Below are 23,455 nucleotides of genomic sequence, written 5' to 3' on the forward strand. Positions count from 1 at the left end.
TCAGGGAAGCGGGTCAACGTGGAGAAAATCGGATTCGGGCGCGTTCTGGGCCGGGGCGCGGCGGGCGCGGGCGGCAAAACGTGCGCGGATCGGATCGATCGGCCGGGCCGGCGGCATGCCGGCACGGGCCGAAACCGGGCTACCCGAGGGCCGCCCGGCGATACGCGTGATGCTTAGTTCTTCAGCAGGTGGGCGACGCCATCGCGCTCTTCGAGCAGCTCGGCCAGCGTGCCGTCCATCTTCTCGCGCGAGAACGCGTCGATTTCCAGGCCTTCGATACGCTTGTACTCGCCGTTTTCGCAAACGACCGGCACGCCGTAGATGATGTCTTCGGGGATGCCGTACGAGCCGTCCGACGGGATGCCCATCGTGACCCACTTGCCGTTCGTGCCGAGGACCCAGTCACGCACGTGGTCGATCGCCGCGTTGGCTGCCGACGCTGCCGACGACAGGCCGCGCGCTTCGATGATCGCCGCGCCGCGCTTGCCGACGGTCGGGATGAACGTGTCGCGGTTCCACACGTCGTCGTTGATCAGCTTCAGCAGCGATTCGCCTTCGGCGGTCGCGAAGCGGAAGTCGGGGTACATCGTCGGCGAGTGGTTGCCCCACACGGCGAGCTTCTCGATCGATGCGACCGGCTTGCCCGACTTCGCTGCGAGTTGCGACAGCGCGCGGTTGTGGTCGAGGCGCAGCATGGCCGTGAAGTTCTTCTTCGGCAGATCCGGTGCCGACTTCATCGCGATGTATGCGTTCGTGTTCGCCGGGTTGCCGACGACCAGCACCTTCACGTCGCGGCTCGCGACTTCGTTCAGCGCAGCGCCCTGAACCGTGAAGATTTCGGCGTTCGCCGACAGCAGGTCCTTGCGCTCCATGCCCTTCGAGCGCGGACGTGCGCCGACCAGCAGTGCGACGTCGGCATCCTTGAATGCAACCTTCGGATCATCGGTGATCACGACGCCCGACAGCAGCGGGAACGCGCAATCGTCGAGTTCCATCACGACGCCCTTGACGGCGCCTTGGGCTTGCGGGAGGTCGAGCAGTTGCAGGATGACCGGCTGGTCCTTGCCGAGCAGGTCGCCGTTCGCGATGCGGAACAGCAGGGAGTAAGCGATTTGACCTGCGGCGCCGGTGACGGCAACACGCTTTGCGGGCTTAGCCATTGAAAATCTCCAGGACGGGTGAAGCGTTGGACACTCGCGAAAACGCCATTCTATGCGCGTTGTGCGTAGCGTTGCATTGAAGCAGGGCGGAGGACTCGCGATGGCAGACGCGGTGAACCTGGAGACGGCCTTGGCACGTAGCCGGGGACGCGCTGTTGCACCCGCGAACCCTTGCTCGACCCGGAGTGTAGGAGCCGGCAGGCCCAAAGTCAAACGGTATCATATGTCTTATATAAGACAGATGTTTTGCGGAAATTGAGTGGACTTAAAAGTGCGGATTGTGATGAAATGCGCGCCATGACATCGAACCAGGCGAATACCGCGAATCAGACCGGCGCAGGCGGCCCAGGGCAGCCGGGCGCGAGCGATCCCGCATCTTCGCCTGCGGCGGCGCCGTCGCCGACGTTCAGCCCGTTATACCAGCAGATTAAGTCATTGATCACGCAAAGTCTCGAAACCGGTGAATGGAAGCCGGGCGAGATCATCCCGAGCGAGGTGGAGCTCGCGGCCCGCTACAAGGTCAGCCAGGGCACCGTCCGCAAGGCGATCGACGAGCTGGCCGCCGAAAACCTCGTGGTCCGGCGGCAGGGCAAGGGCACTTTTGTTGCAACGCACAATGAGGATCGCGCGCAGTTCCGCTTCCTGCGCCTCCTGGCCGACGACGGTGCCGAGCATCCGCACGTGAGCCGCCTGCTCGAATGCCGGCGCCTGCGCGCGCCGGCCGAGATCGCGCGGCAGCTCGACCTGAAACCGGCCGATCCCGTCGTGCAGGTGCGCCGCCTGCTGGAATTCGAGAACGAAGTGACGGTGGTCGACGAGATCTGGCTGCCGGGCGCGATGTTCCGCGGGCTCACGTTCGAGCGGCTGAGCGAGTACAAGGGGCCGCTCTATGCGATGTTCGAGACCGAGTTCGGCACGCGGATGATCCGCGCGACGGAAAAGATCCGCGCGGTCGCGGCGGAGCCGGCGGTAGCCGACCTGCTGCACGTGCCGGCGGGTTTTCCTTTGCTGTCGGTCGAGCGCGTGTCCTATACATACGGAGACCGGCCGGTGGAAGTGCGTCGCGGCTGGTATGTCACAACCGGGTACTACTATCAGAATGACTTGAGTTGACGGTGTATCGGCTCAAGCCGAGTGCGTTCGCGTTCCCCACGGTCGCGAAGCACGTTTCGGGCCGCCTTTTGTTCTTGTTCGCGCAACTATCCAGAGCAGACTTTCGCTGCAGCGCGATATAAAAAGGCGCTAAAATCGCGGATTAGTGTGACAACATAGTAGGGGTCTAGCATGACTGATGCAGTAAGAAAGCCGAGGCCGGAATACCGGAACATCGGATTCGGCGATATCACGATGAAATATCGCATGCCGCTGGCAGCGATATTGTCGATTCTCCATCGAGTCAGCGGCGCGCTGCTGTTCTTGTTCCTGCCGTTCCTGCTGTTCCTCTTCGACCAGAGCCTCACGTCCGAGCTTAGCTTCGAAGTCTTCAAGGCTTTCCTCTCCAACATCATCGTCAAGCTGATCGTCCTCGCACTGTCGTGGGCCTTCTTCCACCATTTCTGCGCCGGCATTCGCCACCTGCTGATGGACGTCAACCATGACGCCGTCACGAAGGAAGGCGGCAAGCGGACGGCAGTCGTCGTCTTTGTCGTCTCGATCGCCCTGACGATCGCCATGGCACTCAAACTGTTCGGAGCATTCTAAGAAAATGGCAGCCAATAACCGAATCGGCTCGAAGCGCCTCGTCGTCGGCGCGCACTACGGCCTGCGCGACTGGCTCGCGCAACGCGTCACCGCCACGATCATGGCGGTCTACACGGTCATCCTGCTCGTCCTGTTCTTCGGCGCGCACGATTTCTCGTACGAAGGCTGGGCCTCGATCTTCGCCGCGCAATGGATGAAGCTCGCGACCTTCGTGATGCTGCTTTCCCTCTTCTACCACGCATGGGTCGGCGTGCGCGACATCTGGATGGACTACGTGAAGCCCGTCGGTGTGCGCCTGCTGCTGCAATCGCTGACCATCGTCTGGCTGCTCGCATGTGCGGGCTACGCCGCGCAGATTCTCTGGAGAGTGTAAAGAATGGCTGCAATCAAATCTAACCTCCCGCGTCGCAAGTTCGACGTGGTGATCGTCGGCGCGGGCGGCTCCGGCTTGCGCGCAGCGCTGCAACTGTCGCGCGCGGGCCTGTCGGTCGGCGTGCTGTCGAAGGTGTTCCCGACCCGTTCGCACACGGTGGCCGCGCAGGGCGGTATCGGCGCGTCGCTCGGCAACATGAGCGAAGACAACTGGCACTTCCACTTCTACGACACGATCAAGGGCTCCGACTGGCTCGGCGACCAGGACGCGATCGAATTCATGTGCCGTGAAGCGCCGAACGTCGTGTACGAACTCGAGCACTTCGGCATGCCGTTCGACCGTAACGCGGACGGCACGATCTACCAGCGCCCGTTCGGCGGCCACACCGCGAACTACGGCGAGAAGCCGGTCCAGCGCGCTTGCGCGGCCGCCGACCGTACCGGTCACGCGCTGCTGCACACGCTGTACCAGCAGAACGTCGAAGCGAAGACGCAGTTCTTCGTCGAATGGATGGCGCTCGACCTGATCCGCGACGCGGAAGGCGACGTGCTCGGCGTGACGGCCCTCGAGATGGAGACGGGTGACGTCTACATCATGGAAGGCAAGACCACGCTGTTCGCGACGGGCGGCGCAGGCCGGATCTTCGCGGCATCGACCAACGCGTTCATCAACACCGGCGACGGCCTCGGCATGGCTGCGCGTTCGGGCATCGCGCTGCAGGACATGGAGTTCTGGCAGTTCCACCCGACCGGCGTGGCCGGCGCGGGCGTGCTGATCACCGAAGGCGTGCGCGGCGAAGGCGGTATCCTGCGCAACGCGAACGGCGAGCGTTTCATGGAGCGCTACGCGCCGACGCTGAAGGATCTGGCGCCGCGTGACTTCGTGTCGCGTTCGATGGACCAGGAAATCAAGGAAGGCCGTGGCGTGGGTCCGAACAAGGATCACGTGCTGCTCGACCTGTCGCACATCGGCGCCGAGACGATCATGAAGCGTCTGCCGTCGATCCGCGAAATCGCGCTGAAGTTCGCGAACGTCGATGCGATCAAGGAACCGATCCCGGTCGTCCCGACGATCCACTACCAGATGGGCGGCATCCCGACCAACATCCACGGTCAGGTCGTCGGCACGTCGAGCGGCGGTCACAAGGATCCGGTCAACGGCTTCTACGCAGTGGGCGAATGCTCGTGCGTGTCCGTGCACGGCGCGAACCGCCTCGGCACGAACTCGCTGCTGGACCTCGTGGTGTTCGGCCGTGCGGCCGGCAACCACATCGTCGAGCACGTGAAGAACCAGCGCGATCACAAGCCGCTGCCGGCCGATGCAGGCGAATTCTCGCTGGCACGCCTGGCGAAGCTCGAGAAGTCGACCTCGGGCGAATACACGCAGGACATCGCGAACGACATCCGCTCGACGATGCAGAAGCACGCAGGCGTGTTCCGCACGTCGAAACTGCTGAAGGAAGGCGTCGACGAGATGGCCGGCCTGAAGGCACGCGTGGAAAACATCCACCTGAAGGACAAGTCGAAGGTGTTCAACACCGCGCGCGTCGAAGCGCTCGAGCTGGAGAACCTGATCGAAGTTGCTCGCGCAACGATGGTGTCGGCGGAAGCACGTAAGGAAAGCCGTGGCGCACACGCCCACAGCGACTACGAACACCGCGACGACGACAACTGGCTGCGCCACACGCTGTGGTACAGCGAAGGCGATCGCCTCGACTACAAGCCGGTTCAAATGAAGCCGCTGACGGTCGAATCCGTGCCGCCGAAGCCGCGCACGTTCTAAGCCGAGTCAAAGGAATCCGAAATGGCAAAACGCATTTTTGAAGTCTACCGCTACGATCCGGACAAGGACGCAGCGCCGCGCATGCAGACGTACGAGCTCGAGCTCCAGCACGAGCGCATGCTGCTCGACGCACTGGTCAAGCTGAAGGCAGTGGACGAGACGCTGTCGTTCCGCCGTTCGTGCCGTGAAGGCGTGTGCGGTTCGGACGCGATGAACATCAACGGCAAGAACGGTCTCGCGTGTCTCACGAACCTGAACGACCTGCCGCAGAAGATCGTGCTGCGTCCGCTGCCGGGCCTGCCCGTCGTGCGCGACCTGATCGTCGACATGACGCACTTCTTCAACCAGTACCACTCGATCAAGCCGTACCTGATCAACGACGCGCCGCCGCCGGAGAAGGAACGCCTCCAGTCGCCGGAAGAACGCGACGAGCTCGACGGCGTGTACGAGTGCATTCTGTGTGCGAGCTGCTCGACGTCGTGCCCGAGCTTCTGGTGGAACCCGGACAAGTTCGTCGGCCCGGCCGGCCTGCTGCAGGCTTACCGCTTCATCGCGGATAGCCGCGACACGGCCACCGGCGAGCGTCTCGACAACCTGGAAGACCCGTACCGTCTGTTCCGTTGCCACACGATCATGAACTGCGTCGACGTTTGCCCGAAGGGCCTGAACCCGACGAAGGCGATCGGCAAGATCAAGGAACTGATGGTCCGCCGCGCGGTTTAAGGTCGAGATGAGCGACGATTCGCATCAATCCGACCCGCACCGTCGCGCACGCCTCCGCTGGCGTGCGCGGCGGGGTCTGCTGGAGAACGACATCATTTTCGAGCGTTTCTTCAGCAGATACGAGCATGACCTCACCGATGCAGACGTAGGCGCGTTGTCGCGCCTGCTCGATCTGAGCGACAACGACCTGATGGACTTGCTCCTCGCGCGCAAGGAACCAGAAGGCGACCTAAACAGCCCGGACATTCACCGGCTGTTGGAGATGCTGCGCAACGTGTAACGCGTTACGCCCGTTATCGAATCCCGTTTCTTTATTTCGATTGAGGATGTGCCATGACTCCGTCTGATGTTAAAGCCACGCTATCGTTCAGCGACAATTCGCCGAGCGTCGAACTGCCGATCTACAAGGGCACGTTGGGCCCGGACGTAATCGACATCCGCAAGCTGTACGGCCAGACCGGCAAGTTCACATACGACCCGGGCTTCATGTCGACGGCAGCTTGTAATTCGGCGATCACGTACATCGACGGCGACAAGGGTGAGCTGCTGTACCGCGGCTACCCGATCGACAACCTCGCGCAAAACGCGGACTTCCTCGAAAGCTGCTATCTGCTGCTGAAGGGTGAACTGCCGAACGCAGCGCAGAAGAAGGAATTCGTCGACACCGTCACGAAGCACACGATGGTGCACGAGCAGATGCACTTCTTCTTCCGTGGCTTCCGCCGCGACGCGCACCCGATGGCGGTGCTGGTTGCCGCAGTCGGCGCGCTGTCCGCGTTCTACCACGACTCGCTCGACATCAACGATCCGCGTCACCGTGAAGTGTCGGCGATCCGCATGATCGCGAAGCTGCCGACGCTCGTCGCGATGGCGTACAAGTTCAGCATCGGCCAGCCGTTCGTCTATCCGAAGAACGAACTGTCGTACAGCGCGAACTTCATGCACATGATGTTCTCGAACCCGTGCGAAGAGTACAAGGTCAACGACGTGCTCGTCCGCGCACTCGACCGCATCCTGATCCTGCACGCCGACCACGAGCAGAACGCATCGACGTCGACCGTCCGCCTGGCCGGTTCGTCGGGCGCGAACCCGTTCGCGTGTATCGCTGCCGGTATCGCGTGTCTGTGGGGCCCGGCGCACGGTGGTGCGAACGAAGCCGCGCTGAACATGCTCGAGCAGATCGGTTCGCCGGACAACATCCCCGAATTCATCAAGCAGGTGAAGGACAAGAATTCGGGCGTGAAGCTGATGGGCTTCGGTCACCGCGTGTACAAGAACTACGACCCGCGTGCGAAGCTGATGCGCGAAACGTGCTACGAAGTGCTGAATGAACTGGGCCTGCACGACGACCCGCTGTTCAAGCTCGCGATGCAGCTCGAGAAGATCGCGCTGGAAGACGAATACTTCGTGTCGCGCAAGCTGTACCCGAACGTCGACTTCTACTCGGGCATCGTTCAGCGCGCGCTGGGCATCCCGACGTCGATGTTCACGTGTATCTTCGCGATGGCACGTACGGTCGGCTGGATTGCACAGTGGAACGAAATGATCGGCGATCCGGAACAGAAGATCGGCCGTCCGCGTCAGCTGTTCATCGGCGATACGCCGCGCGAAGCGAAGCCGCTCAACGCACGTTAAGTCGTGCGCGGCGCGAACGGCCGGCAGGCCGCTCGCGTCGGGCGATCGCAACGCCTCGACACCCCGACGGGTCATCCCGTCGGGGTGTTTTCATTTGTGCGGCCGGGGTTCGCCCGTGCCGGCGCGGTGTTCGAGCGACGGCGGGCGCGTGTCGAGTGCGGGTGCGTTGTCATCGGGCGCGTGGCCGTGCTGCGCGAAGAACTGCCGGTATGCGCCGGGCGTCATCCCGCGCGCGGCGAGGAACTGGCGGTTGAAGTTCGCGGCATTCGGAATGCCGCAGCGCGCAGCCACGGTCGCGATCGGCCAGTCGGTGCCGACGAGATGACGGCACGCGTGCGCGAGCCGCAACCGCTGCACGTAGCGGCCGACGCTTTCGCCGAGATGCCGGACGAACAGGCGCTGCAGCGTGCGTTCGGACATGTGCGCAGCGGTGGCGAGCGTGTCGATGCGCAGCGGTTCGTGGAAGTGCCGGTCGATTGCGTCGAGCACGCGATCGAGGCGTTCGGCTTCAGGGGCGGCCGTGTCGGCGGGCGGCGCCGTGCCGTCGGCCCGGTCGTACGCGTGCGCGGTGGCGAGCGGTTCGCCGCCGGCGTCCGCGAGATCGGCGAGGGTGTCGAGCGTGGCCGCGAGCCGTGTGCGCGGCGACGGATCGAGCAACTGCGGCAGCCGCGCGCGCATTGCGCGGGCCACGTCCGGGTCGAAGCGCAGGCCCGGTGCGGCACGCCGCAGCAGCGAGCGCAGCGGCGCGTATTCGGGGCAGCAGTCGGCCAGCCGCCGCACCCAGTCGCCGTCGAACCAGATGACGAGCGCGACTTCGGGTGCCTCGCGATCGATGCGTGCGTTCGACGACCACGTATGCGGCAGGTTGGGCGGCACGAGCACCAGGTCGTCGTCCGTGTAGTGCGCGACGTGATCGCCGATGAAGCGCCGGCCGCGGCTGTTGAGCGTCAGCGTCAGTTCGTATTCCGGATGGCGATGCCATTCGAACGGAATGCGGGCGAGCTGGCGGTGATACACGCGGATCGAACAGCCGGGGGCGAACGTCACGTGCTCGTACTGCGGTTTCATCGCGGCCTCCGGGCGAGGGCGGGCATCGCGCCGTGGCATGATCGTGAGCATTCGTCACGACGGAGCGATGCGATGTTTTCACATGTTTGCGTGGGTGTGACCGACACCGCGCGCGCCTACGATTTCTATGCGCCGCTGTTCGCGGAACTCGGGCTGCGCCTGAAATTCCGCGAGCCGGACGGCTGGTCGGGCTGGATGCCGGCCGATGCCGACCGGCCGCTGTTCTTCTTCGGCTAGCCGCTCGACGGCCGCGCGCCCGAACCGGGCAATGGCCACACGATCGCGTTCGTTGCACCGACGCGCGCGCATGTCGATCGCTGCCACGCGCTCGCGCTGCGCCACGGCGGCACCTGCGAAGGGCCGCCGGGCCTGCGGCCGGACTATCACCGCGACTACTACGGCGCCTATTTCCGCGATCCGGACGGCAACAAGCTGTGTGTGGTCTGCCATCGTCCGGAGTGACGCACGGTTGTCCGGATTGTATCGATAGTTGGCCGGATAGCGGTAATCGCGGTCGCGCACCGGCCGTACGCTGACAGCACATCACACGACACCTGTCAGCGAGGAGACCACGATGCAACTGACGATTGACGACCTGCCTGCCGCGATTCGCGCGGCGAAAAGGGGGCTGCGCACCGATTTGCCCGGTTATGCGGCCACGTTCCGCGAACTGGAGGGCGATATCGCGCGGCAGGTCGACGCGATCCGCCGCGCGCATGCGCATGGCCGTGACGTGATTCCGGTGGTGCCGTTCGCGGATATCGCGGGCGGAACCGTCGATCCGCACGCGATTGCGGCGATACGCACGCATGGCGCGGCCGTGATCCGCGGCGTATTCGGTGTGCAGCAGGCGCGCGACTGGAACGACGAGATCGGCGCCTACCTGGACGCGAACCGCTTCGCCGAGCGGCTGCATGCGCGTGCCGAAGACCGCTATTTCGGCAATCTCGCCTCGGGCAAGCCGCAGATCTACGGCGTCTACTGGTCGAAGCCGCAGGTGGCTGCGCGTCAGTCTCTGGCGCTGACCCAGGCGCGCGTATTCCTGAACCGCCTTTGGCGGCACGCGGAAGGCGGGCGCACGCACTTCGATCCCGAACAGGTGCCGGCCTATGCGGACCGGATTCGTCGCCGCCCGCCCGGCTCGACGTCGCTCGGGCTGTCGCCGCATGTCGACGGCGGTTCCGTCGAACGCTGGCTCGGCGCGAATTTCCGCCAGGTCTACCGTCACGTGCTGGCCGGCCGCTGGCGCGATTACGACCCGTTCGATGCGGCGTTCCGCCCGGACGTCGAGGAGATTCCTTCGCCGGCCGTGTGCTCGATGTTCCGCACGTTCCAGGGCTGGACCGCGCTGACGCCGCAGGGGCCCGGCGACGGCACGCTGCAGTTGATCCCGGTCGCGAACGCGATGGCCTACGTCGTGCTGCGCGCGCTGCAGGACGATGTCGCCGATGACGACCTGTGCGGCGCGCGTCCGGGCCGCGCGCTGTCGATCCGGCCCGAATGGCACGCGCTGCTGCTCGACGCACTGGTGCCGATCCCGCACATGGAGCCGGGCGACGCGGTGTTCTGGCATGGCGACGTCGTGCACGCGGTCGAGGATGCGCATCGCGGCAATGGCGACAGCAACGTGATGTACATTGCGGCCGCGCCCGGTTGCGCGAAGAACGACGCGTATCTGCAGCGCCAGCGGGCTGCGTTCCTGCGCGGCGAGAGCCCGCCCGATTTTCCGGCCGATCATTTCGAGGTCGAATTCGACGGGCGCGGCGGGGAGGGCGACCTCACGGCGCTCGGCCGTTCGCAGATGGGGTTCGGGCCGGGCGGGTAGCGGGCGCGCCGCATGCGAAGGCGGCCGCTCGCGGCGCAGTGAGCGGCCGTTTGCCGAATCCGCTGCGCGCCGCGTGCAATTCGACGCAATCGGCTGTCGGCGCCGCCGAAATCGACGCGAATTGCGCAATTTGGCTTCCGATAATGGTCCGGACACAACGCAGCCGCCCCGTTGAAGCACGGGTGTGGCGCTGACCATGGAGGAGTCGATGCAATTCACGCAAGCGATCGTTCGCCGCCCCGCGCCGTCCTGTGGCGCGGGCCTGACCACCGCCGAACTCGGCGCGCCCGATTACGACAAGACGCTCACGCAGTTCCACGCTTACTGCGACGCGTTGCGCACGCTCGGCGTCGAGCTGACCGAGTTGCCGCCGCTGGAGGCGTTCCCCGATTCGCACTTCGTCGAGGACACCGCGGTCGTGACGCCGGAATTCGCGGTGATCACGCGGCCCGGTGCGCCCGCGCGGCGTGGCGAGACGGTACACATCGAAGCGGCGCTCGCCGCGCATCGCGACCTGCTGCCGATGCAGGACGGCCGTCTCGACGGCGGCGACGTGATGCAGGTCGGCAAGCGCTTCTACATCGGCCTGACGGGCCGCACCGACGCCGCAGGCATCGCCGCCTTCGAATGGCTCGTGTCGCGCTACGGCTACTCGGTCGTCGCGGTGCCGGTGGGCGCCGGCCTGCACCTGAAGTCGGTCGTCAACGCGCTCGGCGACGACACGCTGCTCGTGACCGAAGCGCTGGCCGCGCATCCGGCGTTCGCCGACTATCGCCGGATCGCGATCTCGGCCGCCGACGAATACGCGGGCAACACGCTGCGCGTGAACGGCACGCTGATCACGCCCGCCGGCTACCCGCGCGTGCACGATGCGATCGCGTCGCTCGGGCTGCCGCTGCACGTGATCGACACGAGCGAGTTCCGCAAGATGGACGGCGGGCTGACCTGCCTGTCGCTGCGGTTCTAGCCGATTGGCGCGCGGCCGCTTCGGCCGGATAATGTGGCCCCCGCGCGGAACAGCAGACGTTCCGCGCACCAGCCACGACCCGACCGGAGCGAACGCGGATGACCGACAAGAAGATGCAGCTCGACAAGATCGATCTCCGGATCCTCGACATCCTGCGTACCGACGGGCGGATTTCCTACCGGAAGCTGTCGGAACTCGTGAATCTCACGCCGCGGCCCTGCCAGGCGCGCGTGGAGCGGCTCGAGGCGCTCGGCGTGATCGAAGGGTACCGCGCGGTGATCAAGGCGCCGCGCGCGACCAAGCCGATCGTCGTGATCGCGCAGATCACGCTGGCCGACCACGGGCGTTCGCAGGCGCCGTTCGAGGACGAAATGCGCGCGAATCCGGCCGTGCTCGATTGCTGGCTCGTCAGCGGCACGTTCGATTTTCTCGTGCGGCTCGCGTGCGAGGATCTCGACGAGTACCGGCGGATCGCGAACGTGTGGCTGGAAAGCCCGCGGTTCCGGATCGAGAAGATCGTGACGACGGCCGAACTGCAGGCGATCAAGCGCAGCGTCGTGTGAGGCGGCCGGCCGGGAAGGGCCGGTTTCGACGGGAATGACCGGGCCTGACGATTTGCATTCCGAATCAAATCGTCAGGCTCGAATCACAATCAGGGTGAACACTATGGATGCTTTGCAAGCGGCAGTGGAGACGGCCGCACCGTCCGGAACGACGCTGAAGCGCCGTCTGCAGGGCCGCCACATCGCGATGATCGCGATCGGCGGCTCGATCGGCACGGGGCTGTTCGTCGCATCGGGCGCGTCAGTCGCGCAGGCGGGGCCGGGCGGTGCGATCGCCGCGTATATCGCGATCGGGTTGATGGTGTACTTCGTCGTCACGGGCCTTGGCGAAATGGCCGCGCTGATGCCGGTATCGGGCTCGTTTGCGATCTACGGCGAGAAGTACGTCGACGAAGGATTCGGCGTCGCGCTCGGCTGGACCTACTGGTACAGCTGGGCGGTGACGATCGCGATCGAACTGGTCGCCGCGCAGATCGTGATGCGCTACTGGTTTCCAACCATACCCGGCATCTGGTGGGGCGCGGGCTTCCTCGTGCTGATCTTCCTGCTCAATACGCTGTCGGTGCGCGGATTCGGCGAATCGGAATACTGGTTCTCGCTGATCAAGGTCGTCACCGTGGTCGCGTTCATCGCGGCCGGGTTGCTGATCGCCGCCGGCCTGATCGGGAACGGGCATCCGGTCGGCTTGCGCAACTTCACGACGGGAGACGCGCCGTTCGTCGGCGGCGTGCACGCGATGATGAGCGTCGCGCTGATCGCGGGCTTCTCGTTTCTCGGCACCGAGCTGGTCGGGATCACGGCCGGCGAATCGGAGAATCCGCGCCAGACGATCCCGCGCGCAGTGAAGCAGATCTTCTGGCGAATCATGCTGTTTTACGTGTTCGCGATCTTCGTGATCGGCCTGCTCGTGCCGTACACGGATCCGAACCTGTTGAAGAGCGACGTGACCGACATCGGCGTGAGCCCGTTCACGCTGGTGTTCAGCCACGCGGGCTTCCGTCTCGCGGCCGGTGCAATGAATCTCGTGATCCTGACGGCCGTGCTGTCGGCCGGCAATTCCGGCACTTACGCGGCCACGCGGATGCTGTACAACCTCGCCGCCGAAGGGCGCGCGCCGGCGATGTTCGCGACGCTGTCGCCGGGCGGCGTGCCGCGCAACGCGCTGTACGCGACGATGGCCGTCGGCGGGCTGTGCTTCCTCACGTCGCTGACCAACAACCAGGGCATCTATCTGTGGCTGCTGAATACGGTCGGCATCACGGGCTTCATCGCGTGGCTCGGCATCGCGGTCTGCCATTACCGGTTCCGCAAGGGGTTCCTGAAGCAGGGCTACCGGCTCGATCAACTGCCGTACCGCGCGAAATGGTTTCCGTTCGGGCCGCTGTTCGCGATCGCGATCTGCATCGTGATCTCGCTCGGGCAGGATTACCAGGCGTTCTTCGCGGCCCGCATCGACTGGATGGAAGTGCTGTCGATCTACGTGTGGATTCCGCTGTTCGTCGCGATCTGGTGGGCGTATCGCCGTGCGCGCAAGAGCCGGCTCGTGCGCTATGAGGAGATGGACATCGGGCCCTGGCTGACGCGCTCGGTCGAGGCCGTCGATGCGACGGTCACGCAGCACGGGCAGCCGCACTGACTGCCCGGCACTGAAAGCGCGGTTACGGGAGCCGGTTGTATCGTACGGCCGGCTCCGATGCGGCGGCCTGCGCACGTCGACGCACGCAAACGGCGCTCAGTGCCCGTGCCGCAACTGCGCCTTCATGAAATCCACCCACGCGCGCACTTTCTGCGGCACGTGCCGCGTCGCGACATACAGCGCGTAGACGTTCTGCTGCGGAAACCGGTAGGCGGGCAACGCGTCGACCAGCGTGCCGCTTTCGAGATCGTCGCGTACGAGCCATTCGGGCAGCAGCGCGACGCCGCTGCCCTGGCGCGCCAGTTCGCTCAATACCGATGCGTTGTCGACGACGATGTGAGGCTTCCTGGCCGGTCGAAACGCATGTTCGTTGCCTGCACGATCGGTGAGCGTCCATTCGGCGATCCGCTCGAGCCGGCTGTGGCCGAGCTGCGGCAAGCGGGCCAGGTCGTCGGGCGACGCCGGGTGCGGCAACCCGGCCTGCGCAGGCAGGTCGGGTGCCATCACGGCGAGCACGTCGTAGGTGGCGAGGCAGACGCCGCGATAGGGCAGGTCGCGAAAGTGCGCGTCGCGTCCGAGCCGGATCGCGACGTCGAAGCGGTCGCGCACGAGATCGGCCTGGGACGTATGCGTTTCGAGCCGCACGCGCAACGCGGGATGCTGCGCGGTGAACACATGCAGCATCGGCGCGAGGACGCGCGCCGCATACTCGACCGTCGACGTTACGCGCAGGACGCCGTGCATGCCGCCATGCTCGCCGCGCACCTCGTCGATCGCGCCTTCCGCTTCTTCGAGCACGCGCAGGCAGCGCTGGTAGAAGCGCTCGCCGGCGTCGGTCAGTTCGACACGCCGGGTCGTCCGCGTGAGCAGCGTGACACCGAGCTCCGCTTCGAGCTGCTTGATGTTGAAACTGACGGCCGCCCGCGCCTGGTTCAGCGCGGTGGCGGCGGCCGTGAACGAACCGGCTTCGACCACGGCACGGAAGACGGCGAAACGATCGAGGCTCACCATGGTTGGGGCGTGGGTCCTGTCTATGCGTTGGATCGCTCGAAGGGTACCCGAATGTGCGGCCGCGTGCGGCGTGCGGTGTGTTGCAGCGGATGCGCGGCGTGGTCGCCGCATGATCCGATTGTCAAAGAAATTCGACGAGACTCGTCGAATCCGGCCGCTTACCGATGTGCGAGCCGGCTTCTACACTGCGGCGTTTCGTGATGTTCCCGCCGCCATGCCCGACCGTTCCAGAATCGCCGCCGTTTACCTGCTCGGTTTCGCGATCGATCTCGCGAACATGTTCATGCTGAACGCCGCGTATCCGGCGTTGCAGCGCGAGCTGCACGCGTCGGTCGCGCAGCTTGCGTGGGTCGGCAACGCGTACGTGCTCGGCCTGACCGTCGTGATCCCGTTCGGCACGTGGCTCGCGCGCCGCTGCGGAGAGCGGCGCGTGTTCGCCGCATCGCTGCTGCTGTTCGGGTTAGGCAGCGCCGGCGTCGGCGCGTCGCCGTCGATCGAAGCGCTGCTCGCGTGGCGGCTGGTGCAGGGGCTCGGCGGCGGGCTGCTGATTCCGGTCGGGCAGACGATGGCCTATCGCGCGTATCCGCCGCAGGCGCGGGCGCGGCTCACGTCGGTCGTGATGATGGTCGCGCTGCTCGTGCCCGCGTTGTCGCCGGCGATCGGCGGCGCTATCGTCGATCGCGGGTCGTGGCGCGCGATCTTCTTCGCGATGTTGCCGATCGCGGCCGCGACCTGCGCGCTCGCGTTCGTGTGGCTGCCGCGCGACGGCGCGCGCGACCGGCCGCCGCGGCTCGACTGGCCGGGGCTCGGCCTGAGTGCGGCAACGCTCGTCGCGTTGCTGCTCGGGCTGACCGCCGCGGGGCAGCCCGGCGGCGCGGGTTTCCCGCTCGCGATGCTGGCCGTCGCGCTCGCGGCAGGTGCCGGCTATGTGGCGCATGCGCGTCGGGCCGTGTCGCCGGTGGTCGACCTGCGCCTGCTCGCGCAGCCGCTGCTGCGGATCGGCGTGGTGGTCTATCTGTGCGTGCCGGGCATCTTTACGGGCGTCAACCTCGTTGCGTCGCTCTATCTGCAGAACGCGCTCGGATTGAGCGCCGCGCATGCCGGCGCGCTGATGCTGCCATGGGCGATCGCGGCATTCTTCGCGATCGCGACGACGCGCCGCTGCTTTCCGCGCCACGGCGCGAAGCCGCTATTCGCGTGCGGCATCGCGATCGATTGCGTCGGCATCGCCCTGCTCGCGACGCCGTGGGCCAGCGTCGAAGCCGTGCGCATCGCGGCATTCGTGGCGATGGGGTTCGGCGCGAGCCTGTGCACGAGCACGTCGCAAAGCGCGGCGTTCGTCGATGTGCCGACCGACCGGATGGGCGACGCGAGTGCGCTGTGGAACATCAACCGCCAGTTGAGCTTTTGCGTCGGCGTGGCCGTGCTCGGCAGCGCACTCAATGCGTTGCTGGGGTTCGACGCGGGCGGCCCGTCGCTCGCGCCGTACCGCTGGTGCTTCGGGCTGGCGGCCGTGCTGACGTTGCTGCCGCTCGGCCTGATCGCGCGGCTTCCCGCGCACCCTGCGCCGGCCGCGCAACCCGTTTCATCCCACTCCTGAGAACCTGAGAACCTGAGAGCCTTATGACTTTGCCGAATCCGTATTTCAAGGAAGTCGTCGATACCGTTGCCGACATCGAGTGCTGGTTGTCCGGCCGTGCTGCTCCCGAGCGGCTCGCGGCGCTGATGGCGCGTTTCTCGCCGGGATTTTCGATGATCGCGATGTCGGGCGCGGTGCTCGATTACGCGGGCGTCGATGCGCTGTTTTCACACGGACACGGCGCGCGTCCCGGGCTGGCGATCGACATCGACGAGTTGCGCGGGCTGGCCGTGTGGTCCGATGGTGCGACGATCGGCTATCGCGAAACGCAGACCGATGCGCAGGGGCGGCGCTTGGTGCGGCGTTCGACGGCCGTATTCCGGCGCGAGGCGGATGGCCTGATCGTGTGGCGCCATCTGCACGAGACGCCGGTCGTCGCGTGAAGGGGGCGTCCGCCGCCGCGTATGAAGCGGCGCGGACGCCGGGCCGGCGTTACTTGTCCAGCTCGGGATAGTGCCGGAAGATGCCCATGTCGTTGAACGGAATGCGGCGTTCCGATTCGAGATAGTGCGCGACGGGCGGATGCAGTGCGACGCGGTCGTGCAGCACGACCAGCGCCGCGATCTTCCGCTCCGCGCGCTTCATCGCTTTCGGAAACGCGTAGCGCAGGCCCTCGATCAACTGGAACATCGACAGGTCCGCATAGCTGAGTGCGTTGCCGGCGAGGTAGCCGCTCTTGTGCGGATTCTGGTCGAGTACGCGTTCGAAGTAACCGAGGAATTTCGGCAGCCGGTTTTCCAGGAAATCGGCTGCGCGCTCGGCGGCTTCCGCCTGCTGGTCCTCGTAGTAGAGGCCGCTTGCGATCGGGTGATGCGTGTCGTGGATCTCGGTGACGAAATCGGCGACGGTCAGCTGAAGCTGGTGTACCCACAGCCGGCCGGCTTCGTCGTCGGGCGCGAGCCCGAGCCGCGCGCCGAGAAACAGCAGGATGTTCGCGGTCTGCCCGACCACCAGGTCGCCGGCCTTCAGGAACGGCGGCGCGAACGGCACGCATTCGGCCTTCGTGCCGTCCATCATGCGCATCATTGCCGCCACGCCCATGCCGCGCCCCGATTCGCGCGCGACGTCGACATAGTCGGCTTCGGCCGCTTCGAGCGCGAGCCGCACATATTCGCCGCGGCCCTGGATCTCGGGCCAGTAATACAGTTCGTATCGCATGCTGTTTTCCCGTTCGTTGAACCGGCTGCCACAGGCATCGTGACGACCGGGCGACCGCGTGTCGCGCGCCGCCCGCTGCGAATAGACAGTCTAGGCGATCACCGGAAAAGTGCCGCGCGCATCGCGCACTACGCGTTGCGCTCGCCGCCCTCGGGGCCGTAGAAGAACACCCAGGTCGAGAAGTCGTCGGAGAAGCCGACGAAGCGGTGCTCGGCGTGGGCGGGGACGAACAGCACATCGCCGGCCGCGACCTCGCAGGCGCGTCCGTCGACGACGAAGCGCGAGGTGCCGGTGGCGATCGCGTAGACCTCGTCGCGCGTATGCGGCTTCTGCTTGTCCTCGATGCGCGGCCGGTACAGCTCGACGTCGAGCGTGCCATGGTGGAACAGCGTCGTGAACAGCGTGCCTGCTTCGTCGAGGCGTGCGAGCGATTCGTTCAGGCCGAGCTTCATGGCGGTGTGCTCCGGATCCGGGTCGTGGGGACGGGGGAATGCGCGTTGCGCCATCGTAGCTCGAAATCCGGCGCGCGGCGCCCAGCGCCCGGCGACGCTCGCGAATCCCGTCGCTCGCCACCGATGAAACAACGGCCGCACGCGCTCGCCATGGATGAAACGCATTTGTCCATCAGTGGAACGGCGTGACGATCGTTCGTATTCGATCGACAAGTTCACTGCGATTTAATAAACGCCCACTACGATCCCGCATCGTCAATCGACAGACGCGCCGCGATGCGATTCGAGCGTCGATCCAGCCGTCCCTCGCGCAGCTCGATCGCACGACGCGTCAGGTTGTCGTTTCCCGTGAACCCGCGATTTGCAACGCCGCGATCGGCTGCCGGCGTGGCTCGCATCATTTCGTATTTCTCATGAATCTGAATCCGTCGGCTTCATTACGCAGAAAATTCCTGGCTGCCGCGCCCGCGGTTGCCGTGGCGCCGTTGCTGAGCGCATGCGGCGGTGGCGACGATGTCACGTCGGCACCCGTCACCGATGCGGCGCTGGCCGCGCAGATGTCCGCGAAGCTCAACGCGCAGCTCGGCGACGCGGCGACGGTCAACGCGATCATGCCGGCGCTGACCGACGTCGGCTTCACGTGGGACCTGCCGACAGTGCCGGCCGCGCAGATCGGTGCGATCGTCGCGTACAGCTTCGGCAATCGCCCGAACGCGGCAAGCGGCAACACGTCGAGCACCGGCGGCAACCAGTCCGCGCTGCCCGACCCGGGGCCCGTCAACGAAGCGCTCGCGGATGCCGTGTATCGCATCCGTCAGTTGAAACCGGTGAAGGTGTACGCGCAGTGGGAGATCGCGCGCTTTCTGGTGTCGAAGTATGGAATGGGCGCCGACGTGCTGTCGTCGGTCGAGCCTGTAATCGCGAGCGACGGCTCGATCGTGTACCTGAGCACGGCCGGCGTCGCGGCCGTGGCCGTGTCGCGCGCGGGTGGCGCGGCCGCGATGGGCACCGTCGCGGTGGTCGGCCATCGCGACCATGCGAAGCGCTGCATCCAGACTTCGCAGCAGGCGGGCATGAAGGCCGCCGCAGTGGCCGAGGTGTCGCTCCCGACGATGTACGACCCGCAATCGGGCCAGCCGTGGACGCGCAACCGCAGCCTCTATCTCGTCCACGACATGTATGCGCAGATGCTTGGCCGCGCGGTGACCGCGACGATGCAGGCGTTTCCGAAGGGCTGACGCCTTTCGCTCTCCACCCGACTCTCATGACCATGACGACCCGCCGCCATTTCCTGGCTTCCACTTCGCTGCTCGCCGCCTCGTGGGCGGCCGTTGCCCCGGCTTTCGCGAGCGACGCCCCCGTTTCCGATGCGGAATTGCAGCGCCAGATGCTCGGCAAGCTGACGAACGAACTGAACGACCGCGCGACCGCCACCGACGAAACCGGCTACCTGTTCGACACGTTTTTCTCGTGGACGCCGCCGACCGTCGACACCGCCGCCATCAACACGATTGCCGCGTTCGGCTTCGGCAGCCGCGCGGCAACATCCGGCACCACGCCCGTGCCGGGCCCCGTGAACGAGGCGATTGCCGACGCCGTGTTCCAGCTTCGACAGAAGATCTCCGTGCCGATCTATGCGCAGCAGGAGGTCGCGAGCGTGCTCGCATCGAAGTACGGGCTGACCGCCGGCGTGACGTCGATCGCGACCCCGGCGCTGGCTGCCGGCAGCCCGATCCCGACACCCGACGGCGTGGCCGCCGCGATCGTCAAGCAGGCCGGCTCGGCCGCGGCGTTGGGGAAGGTCGGCGTCGTCACGCATTCGGATCAGGCGTCGATCGCCGTGCGCGTATCGACTGCGGCGGGGATGCAGGCCGCCGTGCCGGCCGGCCTGACGCTGCCGTCGCTCTACGACACGTCGGCGCAGATGCCGGCCTTGCGGCGGCGCGATCTCTACCTGCTGAGCAATGCGGGCGTGCAGCTCGGCATGCTGCGGCTCGACCTGATCGCTCGCGAGTACCCGAACGGCTGACGCCGCGAGGCATCGGCGCGCGCGATCCGGGTGGCGCGATTCGCGATTCACGATCGCGCTGCGCCGGATCCCGCGTACCAGGTTTGGCTGGTAATGCCGATACAGGTATTGGCACTACCAGCCAAACCACTGTTTTTAATGGGTTTTTTCGCATCCGGCCTGCGCCGCGGTGCGTTCTGCGTGGCATAATCGACCGCATCCGTAAGGCTTGTAGTCACAACGACCCCGCATACCCATGGCACAGACTCTCTACGACAAACTGTGGAACACCCACGTGGTCCACGCCGAGGAAGACGGCACGACGCTGCTCTATATCGACCGTCAGCTGCTGCATGAAGTCACGAGCCCGCAGGCGTTCGAAGGGCTGAAGATCGCGCAGCGTCCGGTGTGGCGCATCAGCGCGAACCTGGCCGTGTCGGACCACAACGTGCCGACCACCGATCGCAGCCACGGCATCGCCGATCCCGTCTCGAAGCTGCAGGTCGACACGCTCGACGCGAACTGCGATGCGTTCGGCATCACGCAGTTCAAGATGAACGACGTGCGCCAGGGCATCGTCCACATCATCGGGCCGGAGCAGGGCGCGACGCTGCCGGGCATGACGATCGTGTGCGGCGATTCGCATACGTCGACGCACGGCGCGTTCGGCGCACTCGCACACGGCATCGGCACGTCGGAAGTCGAGCACGTGCTCGCCACGCAAACCCTGCTGCAGAAGAAGAGCAAGAACATGCTCGTGAAGGTCGAGGGCACGCTGCCGCGCGGCTGTACCGCGAAGGACATCGTGCTCGCGATCATCGGCAAGATCGGCACGGCCGGCGGCACGGGCTACGCGATCGAATTCGGCGGCTCGACGATCCGCGCGCTGACGATGGAAGGCCGCATGACCGTCTGCAACATGGCGATCGAAGCCGGCGCACGCGCGGGCATGGTCGCGGTGGACGACACGACGATCGATTACCTGAAGGGCCGTCCGTTCGTGCCGACCGGCGCGGAATGGAACCAGGCCGTCGAATACTGGCGCCAGTTCAAGTCGGACGAAGGTGCGCAGTTCGATCGCGTGGTCGAGCTGAACGCAGCCGAGATCGTCCCGCAGGTCACGTGGGGTACGTCGCCGGAAATGGTCACGTCGATCGACGGTCGCGTGCCCGATCCGGAGCGCGAGAAGGATCCGGTCAAGCGCGACGCGATGGAGCGTGCACTGGCCTATATGGCGCTCGAGCCGAACACGCCGATCGAATCGATCAAGGTCGACAAGATCTTCATCGGTTCGTGCACGAACGCGCGCATCGAGGACATCCGTGCAGCCGCGTATGTCGTGAAGAAGCTGAACCGTCGCGTCGCATCGAACGTGCGGCTCGCGATGGTCGTGCCGGGCTCGGGTCTCGTGAAGGCGCAGGCCGAGCGCGAAGGGCTCGACAAGGTGTTCACGGACGCTGGCTTCGAATGGCGCGAGCCGGGGTGCTCGATGTGCCTCGCGATGAACGCCGATCGTCTGGATCCGGGCGAGCGCTGCGCATCGACGTCGAACCGCAACTTCGAAGGCCGGCAGGGCGCGGGCGGTCGCACGCATCTCGTCAGCCCCGCGATGGCGGCAGCCGCGGCGATCGAAGGCCATTTCGTCGACATTCGCCAGCTGGGGTAACGCGTGACGGCATCGAAACTCGTGGCGCGGCTGGTTGCCGCGCTGGCGCTCGCAGGGCTGGGCTTCGGTCTTGCGGGCTGCAATACCGTCCAGGGCTTCGGGCAGGACGTCAACGCCGCCGGCAGCGCGCTGAAGCGCGCCGCGGAGTGACGTCCCCCACCGAGAATTTGTCGATGTGCGCCGGCTGAACGCCGGCCCTTCAACCGGATAGACGGATCATGGAAAAATTCACAGTGCATACCGGCGTCGTGGCGCCGCTCGATCGCGAAAACGTCGACACCGACGCGATCATTCCGAAGCAGTTCCTGAAATCGATCAAGCGCACGGGGTTCGGCCCGAACGCGTTCGACGAGTGGCGTTATCTCGACCACGGCGAACCGGGGCAGGACAACTCGAAGCGTCCGCTGAATCCCGACTTCGTGCTGAACCAGCCGCGCTACCAGGGCGCATCGGTGCTGCTCGCGCGCAAGAACTTCGGCTGCGGCAGCTCGCGCGAGCACGCGCCGTGGGCGCTGCAGCAGTACGGCTTCCGCGCGATCATCGCGCCGAGCTTCGCTGATATTTTCTTCAACAACTGCTACAAGAACGGGCTGCTGCCGATCGTGCTGACCGAGCAGCAGGTCGATCACCTGTTCAACGAGACGGTCGCGTTCAACGGCTTCGAAGTGACGGTCGATCTCGACGCGCAGGTCGTGCGCACGGGCGACGGCCGCGAGTATCCGTTCGAGATCACCGCGTTCCGCAAGTACTGCCTGCTGAACGGCTTCGACGACATCGGCCTCACGCTGCGCCACGCGGACAAGATCCGCCAGTTCGAGGCCGAGCGCCTCGTGAAGCAGCCGTGGCTCAACACCAAGCTGGTCGGCTGACAGCACCTTTCGGGCGGGCGCGCCGGCGGCGCGTTCGCCGGCCTGCCTCCATAAAAACCTACCCAGTCAGGAATTTCGCATGAAGATTGCAGTGCTGCCCGGCGACGGCATCGGTCCGGAAATCGTCAATGAAGCCGTGAAGGTGCTGAACGCACTCGACGAGAAGTTCGAACTCGAACAGGCGCCGGTCGGCGGCGCGGGCTACGAGGCAAGCGGCCATCCGCTGCCCGACGCGACGCTGAAGCTCGCGAAGGAAGCCGATGCGATCCTGTTCGGCGCCGTGGGCGACTGGAAGTACGACTCGCTCGAGCGCGCGCTGCGCCCCGAGCAGGCGATCCTCGGGCTGCGTAAGCACCTCGAGCTGTTCGCGAACTTCCGCCCGGCGATCTGCTATCCGCAGCTCGTCGATGCATCGCCGCTGAAGCCCGAGCTGGTCGCGGGCCTCGACATCCTGATCGTGCGCGAACTGAACGGCGACATCTACTTCGGCCAGCCGCGCGGCGTGCGCGCTGCACCGGACGGCCTGTTCGCCGGCGAGCGCGAAGGCTTCGACACGATGCGCTATTCGGAACCGGAAGTGCGCCGCATCGCGCACGTCGCGTTCCAGGCAGCCCGCAAGCGCGCGAAGAAGCTGCTGTCGGTCGACAAGGCGAACGTGCTCGAAACGTCGCAGTTCTGGCGCGACATCATGATCGACGTGTCGAAGGAATACGCGGACGTCGAGCTGTCGCACATGTATGTCGACAACGCGGCGATGCAGCTCGCGAAGGCGCCGAAGCAGTTCGACGTGATCGTCACCGGCAACATGTTCGGCGACATCCTGTCGGATGAAGCGTCGATGCTGACGGGCTCGATCGGCATGCTGCCGTCGGCGTCGCTCGACAAGAACAACAAGGGTCTGTACGAACCGTCGCACGGTTCGGCGCCGGACATCGCGGGCAAGGGCATCGCAAACCCGCTCGCGACGATCCTGTCGGCCGCGATGATGCTGCGCTATTCGCTGAATCGCGCGGAGCAGGCCGATCGCATCGAGCGCGCGGTGAAAACGGTGCTCGAACAGGGCTACCGCACGGGCGACATCGCGACGCCGGGCGGCAAGCAGGTCGGCACGACGGCGATGGGCGACGCGGTGGTCGCGGCGCTGTAACGCAATCATGTAGAAAGGGTGCGAACGGGCCGCGAAATCGGCCGGTTCGCATGCGGTTGGCCGTTGTGCGGG

Annotated in this window: 24 protein-coding genes and 1 pseudogene; 20 read left to right on the forward strand and 5 right to left on the reverse strand. The window is 65.8% G+C overall.

Annotation, left to right across the window (positions count from 1 at the left end):
* Window positions 1-173: 173 nt before the first annotated feature.
* A complete protein-coding gene (locus LGN19_RS00260) occupies window positions 174-1,160 on the reverse strand; it encodes a malate dehydrogenase (protein WP_011355748.1) in 987 nt (328 codons plus the stop codon).
* Window positions 1,161-1,448: 288 nt separating this feature from the next.
* On the opposite strand from LGN19_RS00260, the gene LGN19_RS00265 reads away from it, so the two are divergent.
* The 7 genes from LGN19_RS00265 to gltA all read left to right on the forward strand — a co-directional run bounded on the left by LGN19_RS00265 (window position 1,449) and on the right by gltA (window position 7,374).
* On the forward strand, window positions 1,449-2,273 hold the full coding sequence (locus LGN19_RS00265) for a GntR family transcriptional regulator (protein ID WP_226213501.1): 825 nt from the start codon (window positions 1,449-1,451) through the stop codon (window positions 2,271-2,273).
* 171 nt (window positions 2,274-2,444) lie between these two features.
* Window positions 2,445-2,861 (forward strand): succinate dehydrogenase, cytochrome b556 subunit, encoded by a 417-nt coding sequence (gene sdhC / locus LGN19_RS00270; protein ID WP_034185792.1) that lies wholly within the window; start codon window positions 2,445-2,447, stop codon window positions 2,859-2,861.
* A 4-nt stretch (window positions 2,862-2,865) separates the two neighbouring features.
* Window positions 2,866-3,234, forward strand: coding sequence for a succinate dehydrogenase, hydrophobic membrane anchor protein (sdhD, locus tag LGN19_RS00275; protein ID WP_006487767.1), 369 nt, complete (start codon window positions 2,866-2,868; stop codon window positions 3,232-3,234).
* Window positions 3,235-3,237: 3 nt separating this feature from the next.
* Window positions 3,238-5,016 (forward strand): succinate dehydrogenase flavoprotein subunit, encoded by a 1,779-nt coding sequence (gene sdhA, locus LGN19_RS00280; protein ID WP_226212795.1) that lies wholly within the window; start codon window positions 3,238-3,240, stop codon window positions 5,014-5,016.
* A gap of 21 nt (window positions 5,017-5,037) precedes the next feature.
* The gene (locus LGN19_RS00285) at window positions 5,038-5,739 is read left to right on the forward strand and encodes a succinate dehydrogenase iron-sulfur subunit (protein WP_060242989.1); all 702 of its coding nucleotides are present in this window, start codon (window positions 5,038-5,040) and stop codon (window positions 5,737-5,739) included.
* A gap of 7 nt (window positions 5,740-5,746) precedes the next feature.
* Entirely contained in the window at window positions 5,747-6,019 is a 273-nt protein-coding gene (locus LGN19_RS00290; protein WP_122949213.1) for a succinate dehydrogenase assembly factor 2, read from the forward strand.
* A gap of 53 nt (window positions 6,020-6,072) precedes the next feature.
* Complete coding sequence (gene gltA, locus LGN19_RS00295; protein ID WP_174911326.1) at window positions 6,073-7,374, forward strand: citrate synthase; 1,302 nt, start codon at window positions 6,073-6,075, stop codon at window positions 7,372-7,374.
* Window positions 7,375-7,464: 90 nt separating this feature from the next.
* On the opposite strand, the gene LGN19_RS00300 is transcribed toward gltA, so the two are convergent.
* Window positions 7,465-8,442, reverse strand: coding sequence for a helix-turn-helix domain-containing protein (locus LGN19_RS00300; RefSeq protein ID WP_226212796.1), 978 nt, complete (start codon window positions 8,440-8,442; stop codon window positions 7,465-7,467).
* A gap of 72 nt (window positions 8,443-8,514) precedes the next feature.
* On the opposite strand from LGN19_RS00300, the pseudogene LGN19_RS00305 reads away from it, so the two are divergent.
* The 5 genes and pseudogenes from LGN19_RS00305 to LGN19_RS00325 all read left to right on the forward strand — a co-directional run bounded on the left by LGN19_RS00305 (window position 8,515) and on the right by LGN19_RS00325 (window position 13,433).
* Window positions 8,515-8,904, forward strand: a pseudogene (locus LGN19_RS00305) (VOC family protein).
* Window positions 8,905-9,016: 112 nt separating this feature from the next.
* Window positions 9,017-10,267: a DUF1479 domain-containing protein gene (locus LGN19_RS00310; protein ID WP_226212797.1), complete on the forward strand. Its 1,251-nt coding sequence runs from the start codon at window positions 9,017-9,019 to the stop codon at window positions 10,265-10,267.
* A 208-nt stretch (window positions 10,268-10,475) separates the two neighbouring features.
* Window positions 10,476-11,234 (forward strand): dimethylarginine dimethylaminohydrolase family protein, encoded by a 759-nt coding sequence (locus LGN19_RS00315; protein ID WP_122949741.1) that lies wholly within the window; start codon window positions 10,476-10,478, stop codon window positions 11,232-11,234.
* A 98-nt stretch (window positions 11,235-11,332) separates the two neighbouring features.
* Entirely contained in the window at window positions 11,333-11,797 is a 465-nt protein-coding gene (locus tag LGN19_RS00320; protein WP_011355736.1) for an Lrp/AsnC family transcriptional regulator, read from the forward strand.
* Between the two features lie 103 nt (window positions 11,798-11,900).
* The gene (locus tag LGN19_RS00325; RefSeq protein WP_226212798.1) at window positions 11,901-13,433 is read left to right on the forward strand and encodes an amino acid permease; all 1,533 of its coding nucleotides are present in this window, start codon (window positions 11,901-11,903) and stop codon (window positions 13,431-13,433) included.
* A gap of 96 nt (window positions 13,434-13,529) precedes the next feature.
* Here LGN19_RS00325 and LGN19_RS00330 read toward each other — a convergent pair whose 3' ends face one another.
* A complete protein-coding gene (locus LGN19_RS00330) occupies window positions 13,530-14,444 on the reverse strand; it encodes a LysR family transcriptional regulator (protein WP_226212799.1) in 915 nt (304 codons plus the stop codon).
* Window positions 14,445-14,658: 214 nt separating this feature from the next.
* Between LGN19_RS00330 and LGN19_RS00335 the strand changes: the two genes are divergently transcribed.
* On the forward strand, window positions 14,659-16,044 hold the full coding sequence (locus LGN19_RS00335) for an MFS transporter (RefSeq protein WP_226212800.1): 1,386 nt from the start codon (window positions 14,659-14,661) through the stop codon (window positions 16,042-16,044).
* Between the two features lie 23 nt (window positions 16,045-16,067).
* Window positions 16,068-16,466, forward strand: coding sequence for a DUF4440 domain-containing protein (locus tag LGN19_RS00340; RefSeq protein WP_226212801.1), 399 nt, complete (start codon window positions 16,068-16,070; stop codon window positions 16,464-16,466).
* 49 nt (window positions 16,467-16,515) lie between these two features.
* On the opposite strand, the gene LGN19_RS00345 is transcribed toward LGN19_RS00340, so the two are convergent.
* Window positions 16,516-17,241, reverse strand: a complete 726-nt coding sequence (locus tag LGN19_RS00345) for a glutathione S-transferase (RefSeq protein ID WP_226212802.1) — start codon at window positions 17,239-17,241, stop codon at window positions 16,516-16,518.
* A gap of 128 nt (window positions 17,242-17,369) precedes the next feature.
* A complete protein-coding gene (locus tag LGN19_RS00350) occupies window positions 17,370-17,693 on the reverse strand; it encodes a cupin domain-containing protein (protein ID WP_122949221.1) in 324 nt (107 codons plus the stop codon).
* Window positions 17,694-18,106: 413 nt separating this feature from the next.
* Between LGN19_RS00350 and LGN19_RS00355 the strand changes: the two genes are divergently transcribed.
* The 6 genes from LGN19_RS00355 to leuB all read left to right on the forward strand — a co-directional run bounded on the left by LGN19_RS00355 (window position 18,107) and on the right by leuB (window position 23,383).
* Window positions 18,107-18,931 (forward strand): hypothetical protein, encoded by an 825-nt coding sequence (locus tag LGN19_RS00355; protein ID WP_226212803.1) that lies wholly within the window; start codon window positions 18,107-18,109, stop codon window positions 18,929-18,931.
* A 32-nt stretch (window positions 18,932-18,963) separates the two neighbouring features.
* Window positions 18,964-19,722 (forward strand): Tat pathway signal protein, encoded by a 759-nt coding sequence (locus tag LGN19_RS00360; protein WP_226213502.1) that lies wholly within the window; start codon window positions 18,964-18,966, stop codon window positions 19,720-19,722.
* A 235-nt stretch (window positions 19,723-19,957) separates the two neighbouring features.
* Complete coding sequence (gene leuC, locus LGN19_RS00365; protein ID WP_226212804.1) at window positions 19,958-21,367, forward strand: 3-isopropylmalate dehydratase large subunit; 1,410 nt, start codon at window positions 19,958-19,960, stop codon at window positions 21,365-21,367.
* A 3-nt stretch (window positions 21,368-21,370) separates the two neighbouring features.
* On the forward strand, window positions 21,371-21,517 hold the full coding sequence (locus LGN19_RS00370; protein ID WP_043177617.1) for an entericidin A/B family lipoprotein: 147 nt from the start codon (window positions 21,371-21,373) through the stop codon (window positions 21,515-21,517).
* Window positions 21,518-21,585: 68 nt separating this feature from the next.
* A complete protein-coding gene (gene leuD / locus LGN19_RS00375) occupies window positions 21,586-22,236 on the forward strand; it encodes a 3-isopropylmalate dehydratase small subunit (protein ID WP_011355726.1) in 651 nt (216 codons plus the stop codon).
* Window positions 22,237-22,315: 79 nt separating this feature from the next.
* Complete coding sequence (gene leuB / locus LGN19_RS00380) at window positions 22,316-23,383, forward strand: 3-isopropylmalate dehydrogenase (protein ID WP_059694010.1); 1,068 nt, start codon at window positions 22,316-22,318, stop codon at window positions 23,381-23,383.
* Window positions 23,384-23,455 lie beyond the last annotated feature (72 nt).

Source organism: Burkholderia sp. AU30198 (assembly GCF_020419825.1).
Lineage (GTDB): Bacteria > Pseudomonadota > Gammaproteobacteria > Burkholderiales > Burkholderiaceae > Burkholderia.

Bases quoted from the DNA above. Each gene is read 5' to 3' on its own strand.
- LGN19_RS00335 (WP_226212800.1), top strand. From the start codon at position 14,659: ATGCCCGACCGTTCCAGAATCGCCGCCGTTTACCTGCTCGGTTTCGCG.
- LGN19_RS00290 (WP_122949213.1), top strand. From the start codon at position 5,747: ATGAGCGACGATTCGCATCAATCCGACCCGCACCGTCGCGCACGCCTC.
- LGN19_RS00345 (WP_226212802.1), bottom strand. From the start codon at position 17,241: ATGCGATACGAACTGTATTACTGGCCCGAGATCCAGGGCCGCGGCGAA.
- LGN19_RS00355 (WP_226212803.1), top strand. From the start codon at position 18,107: ATGAATCTGAATCCGTCGGCTTCATTACGCAGAAAATTCCTGGCTGCC.
- sdhA (WP_226212795.1), top strand. From the start codon at position 3,238: ATGGCTGCAATCAAATCTAACCTCCCGCGTCGCAAGTTCGACGTGGTG.
- LGN19_RS00320 (WP_011355736.1), top strand. From the start codon at position 11,333: ATGACCGACAAGAAGATGCAGCTCGACAAGATCGATCTCCGGATCCTC.
- sdhD (WP_006487767.1), top strand. From the start codon at position 2,866: ATGGCAGCCAATAACCGAATCGGCTCGAAGCGCCTCGTCGTCGGCGCG.
- LGN19_RS00325 (WP_226212798.1), top strand. From the start codon at position 11,901: ATGGATGCTTTGCAAGCGGCAGTGGAGACGGCCGCACCGTCCGGAACG.
- leuB (WP_059694010.1), top strand. From the start codon at position 22,316: ATGAAGATTGCAGTGCTGCCCGGCGACGGCATCGGTCCGGAAATCGTC.
- gltA (WP_174911326.1), top strand. From the start codon at position 6,073: ATGACTCCGTCTGATGTTAAAGCCACGCTATCGTTCAGCGACAATTCG.
- LGN19_RS00340 (WP_226212801.1), top strand. From the start codon at position 16,068: ATGACTTTGCCGAATCCGTATTTCAAGGAAGTCGTCGATACCGTTGCC.
- LGN19_RS00350 (WP_122949221.1), bottom strand. From the start codon at position 17,693: ATGAAGCTCGGCCTGAACGAATCGCTCGCACGCCTCGACGAAGCAGGC.
- leuC (WP_226212804.1), top strand. From the start codon at position 19,958: ATGGCACAGACTCTCTACGACAAACTGTGGAACACCCACGTGGTCCAC.
- LGN19_RS00310 (WP_226212797.1), top strand. From the start codon at position 9,017: ATGCAACTGACGATTGACGACCTGCCTGCCGCGATTCGCGCGGCGAAA.
- LGN19_RS00330 (WP_226212799.1), bottom strand. From the start codon at position 14,444: ATGGTGAGCCTCGATCGTTTCGCCGTCTTCCGTGCCGTGGTCGAAGCC.
- leuD (WP_011355726.1), top strand. From the start codon at position 21,586: ATGGAAAAATTCACAGTGCATACCGGCGTCGTGGCGCCGCTCGATCGC.
- LGN19_RS00265 (WP_226213501.1), top strand. From the start codon at position 1,449: ATGCGCGCCATGACATCGAACCAGGCGAATACCGCGAATCAGACCGGC.
- LGN19_RS00360 (WP_226213502.1), top strand. From the start codon at position 18,964: ATGACGACCCGCCGCCATTTCCTGGCTTCCACTTCGCTGCTCGCCGCC.
- LGN19_RS00300 (WP_226212796.1), bottom strand. From the start codon at position 8,442: ATGAAACCGCAGTACGAGCACGTGACGTTCGCCCCCGGCTGTTCGATC.
- sdhC (WP_034185792.1), top strand. From the start codon at position 2,445: ATGACTGATGCAGTAAGAAAGCCGAGGCCGGAATACCGGAACATCGGA.
- LGN19_RS00315 (WP_122949741.1), top strand. From the start codon at position 10,476: ATGCAATTCACGCAAGCGATCGTTCGCCGCCCCGCGCCGTCCTGTGGC.
- LGN19_RS00260 (WP_011355748.1), bottom strand. From the start codon at position 1,160: ATGGCTAAGCCCGCAAAGCGTGTTGCCGTCACCGGCGCCGCAGGTCAA.
- LGN19_RS00285 (WP_060242989.1), top strand. From the start codon at position 5,038: ATGGCAAAACGCATTTTTGAAGTCTACCGCTACGATCCGGACAAGGAC.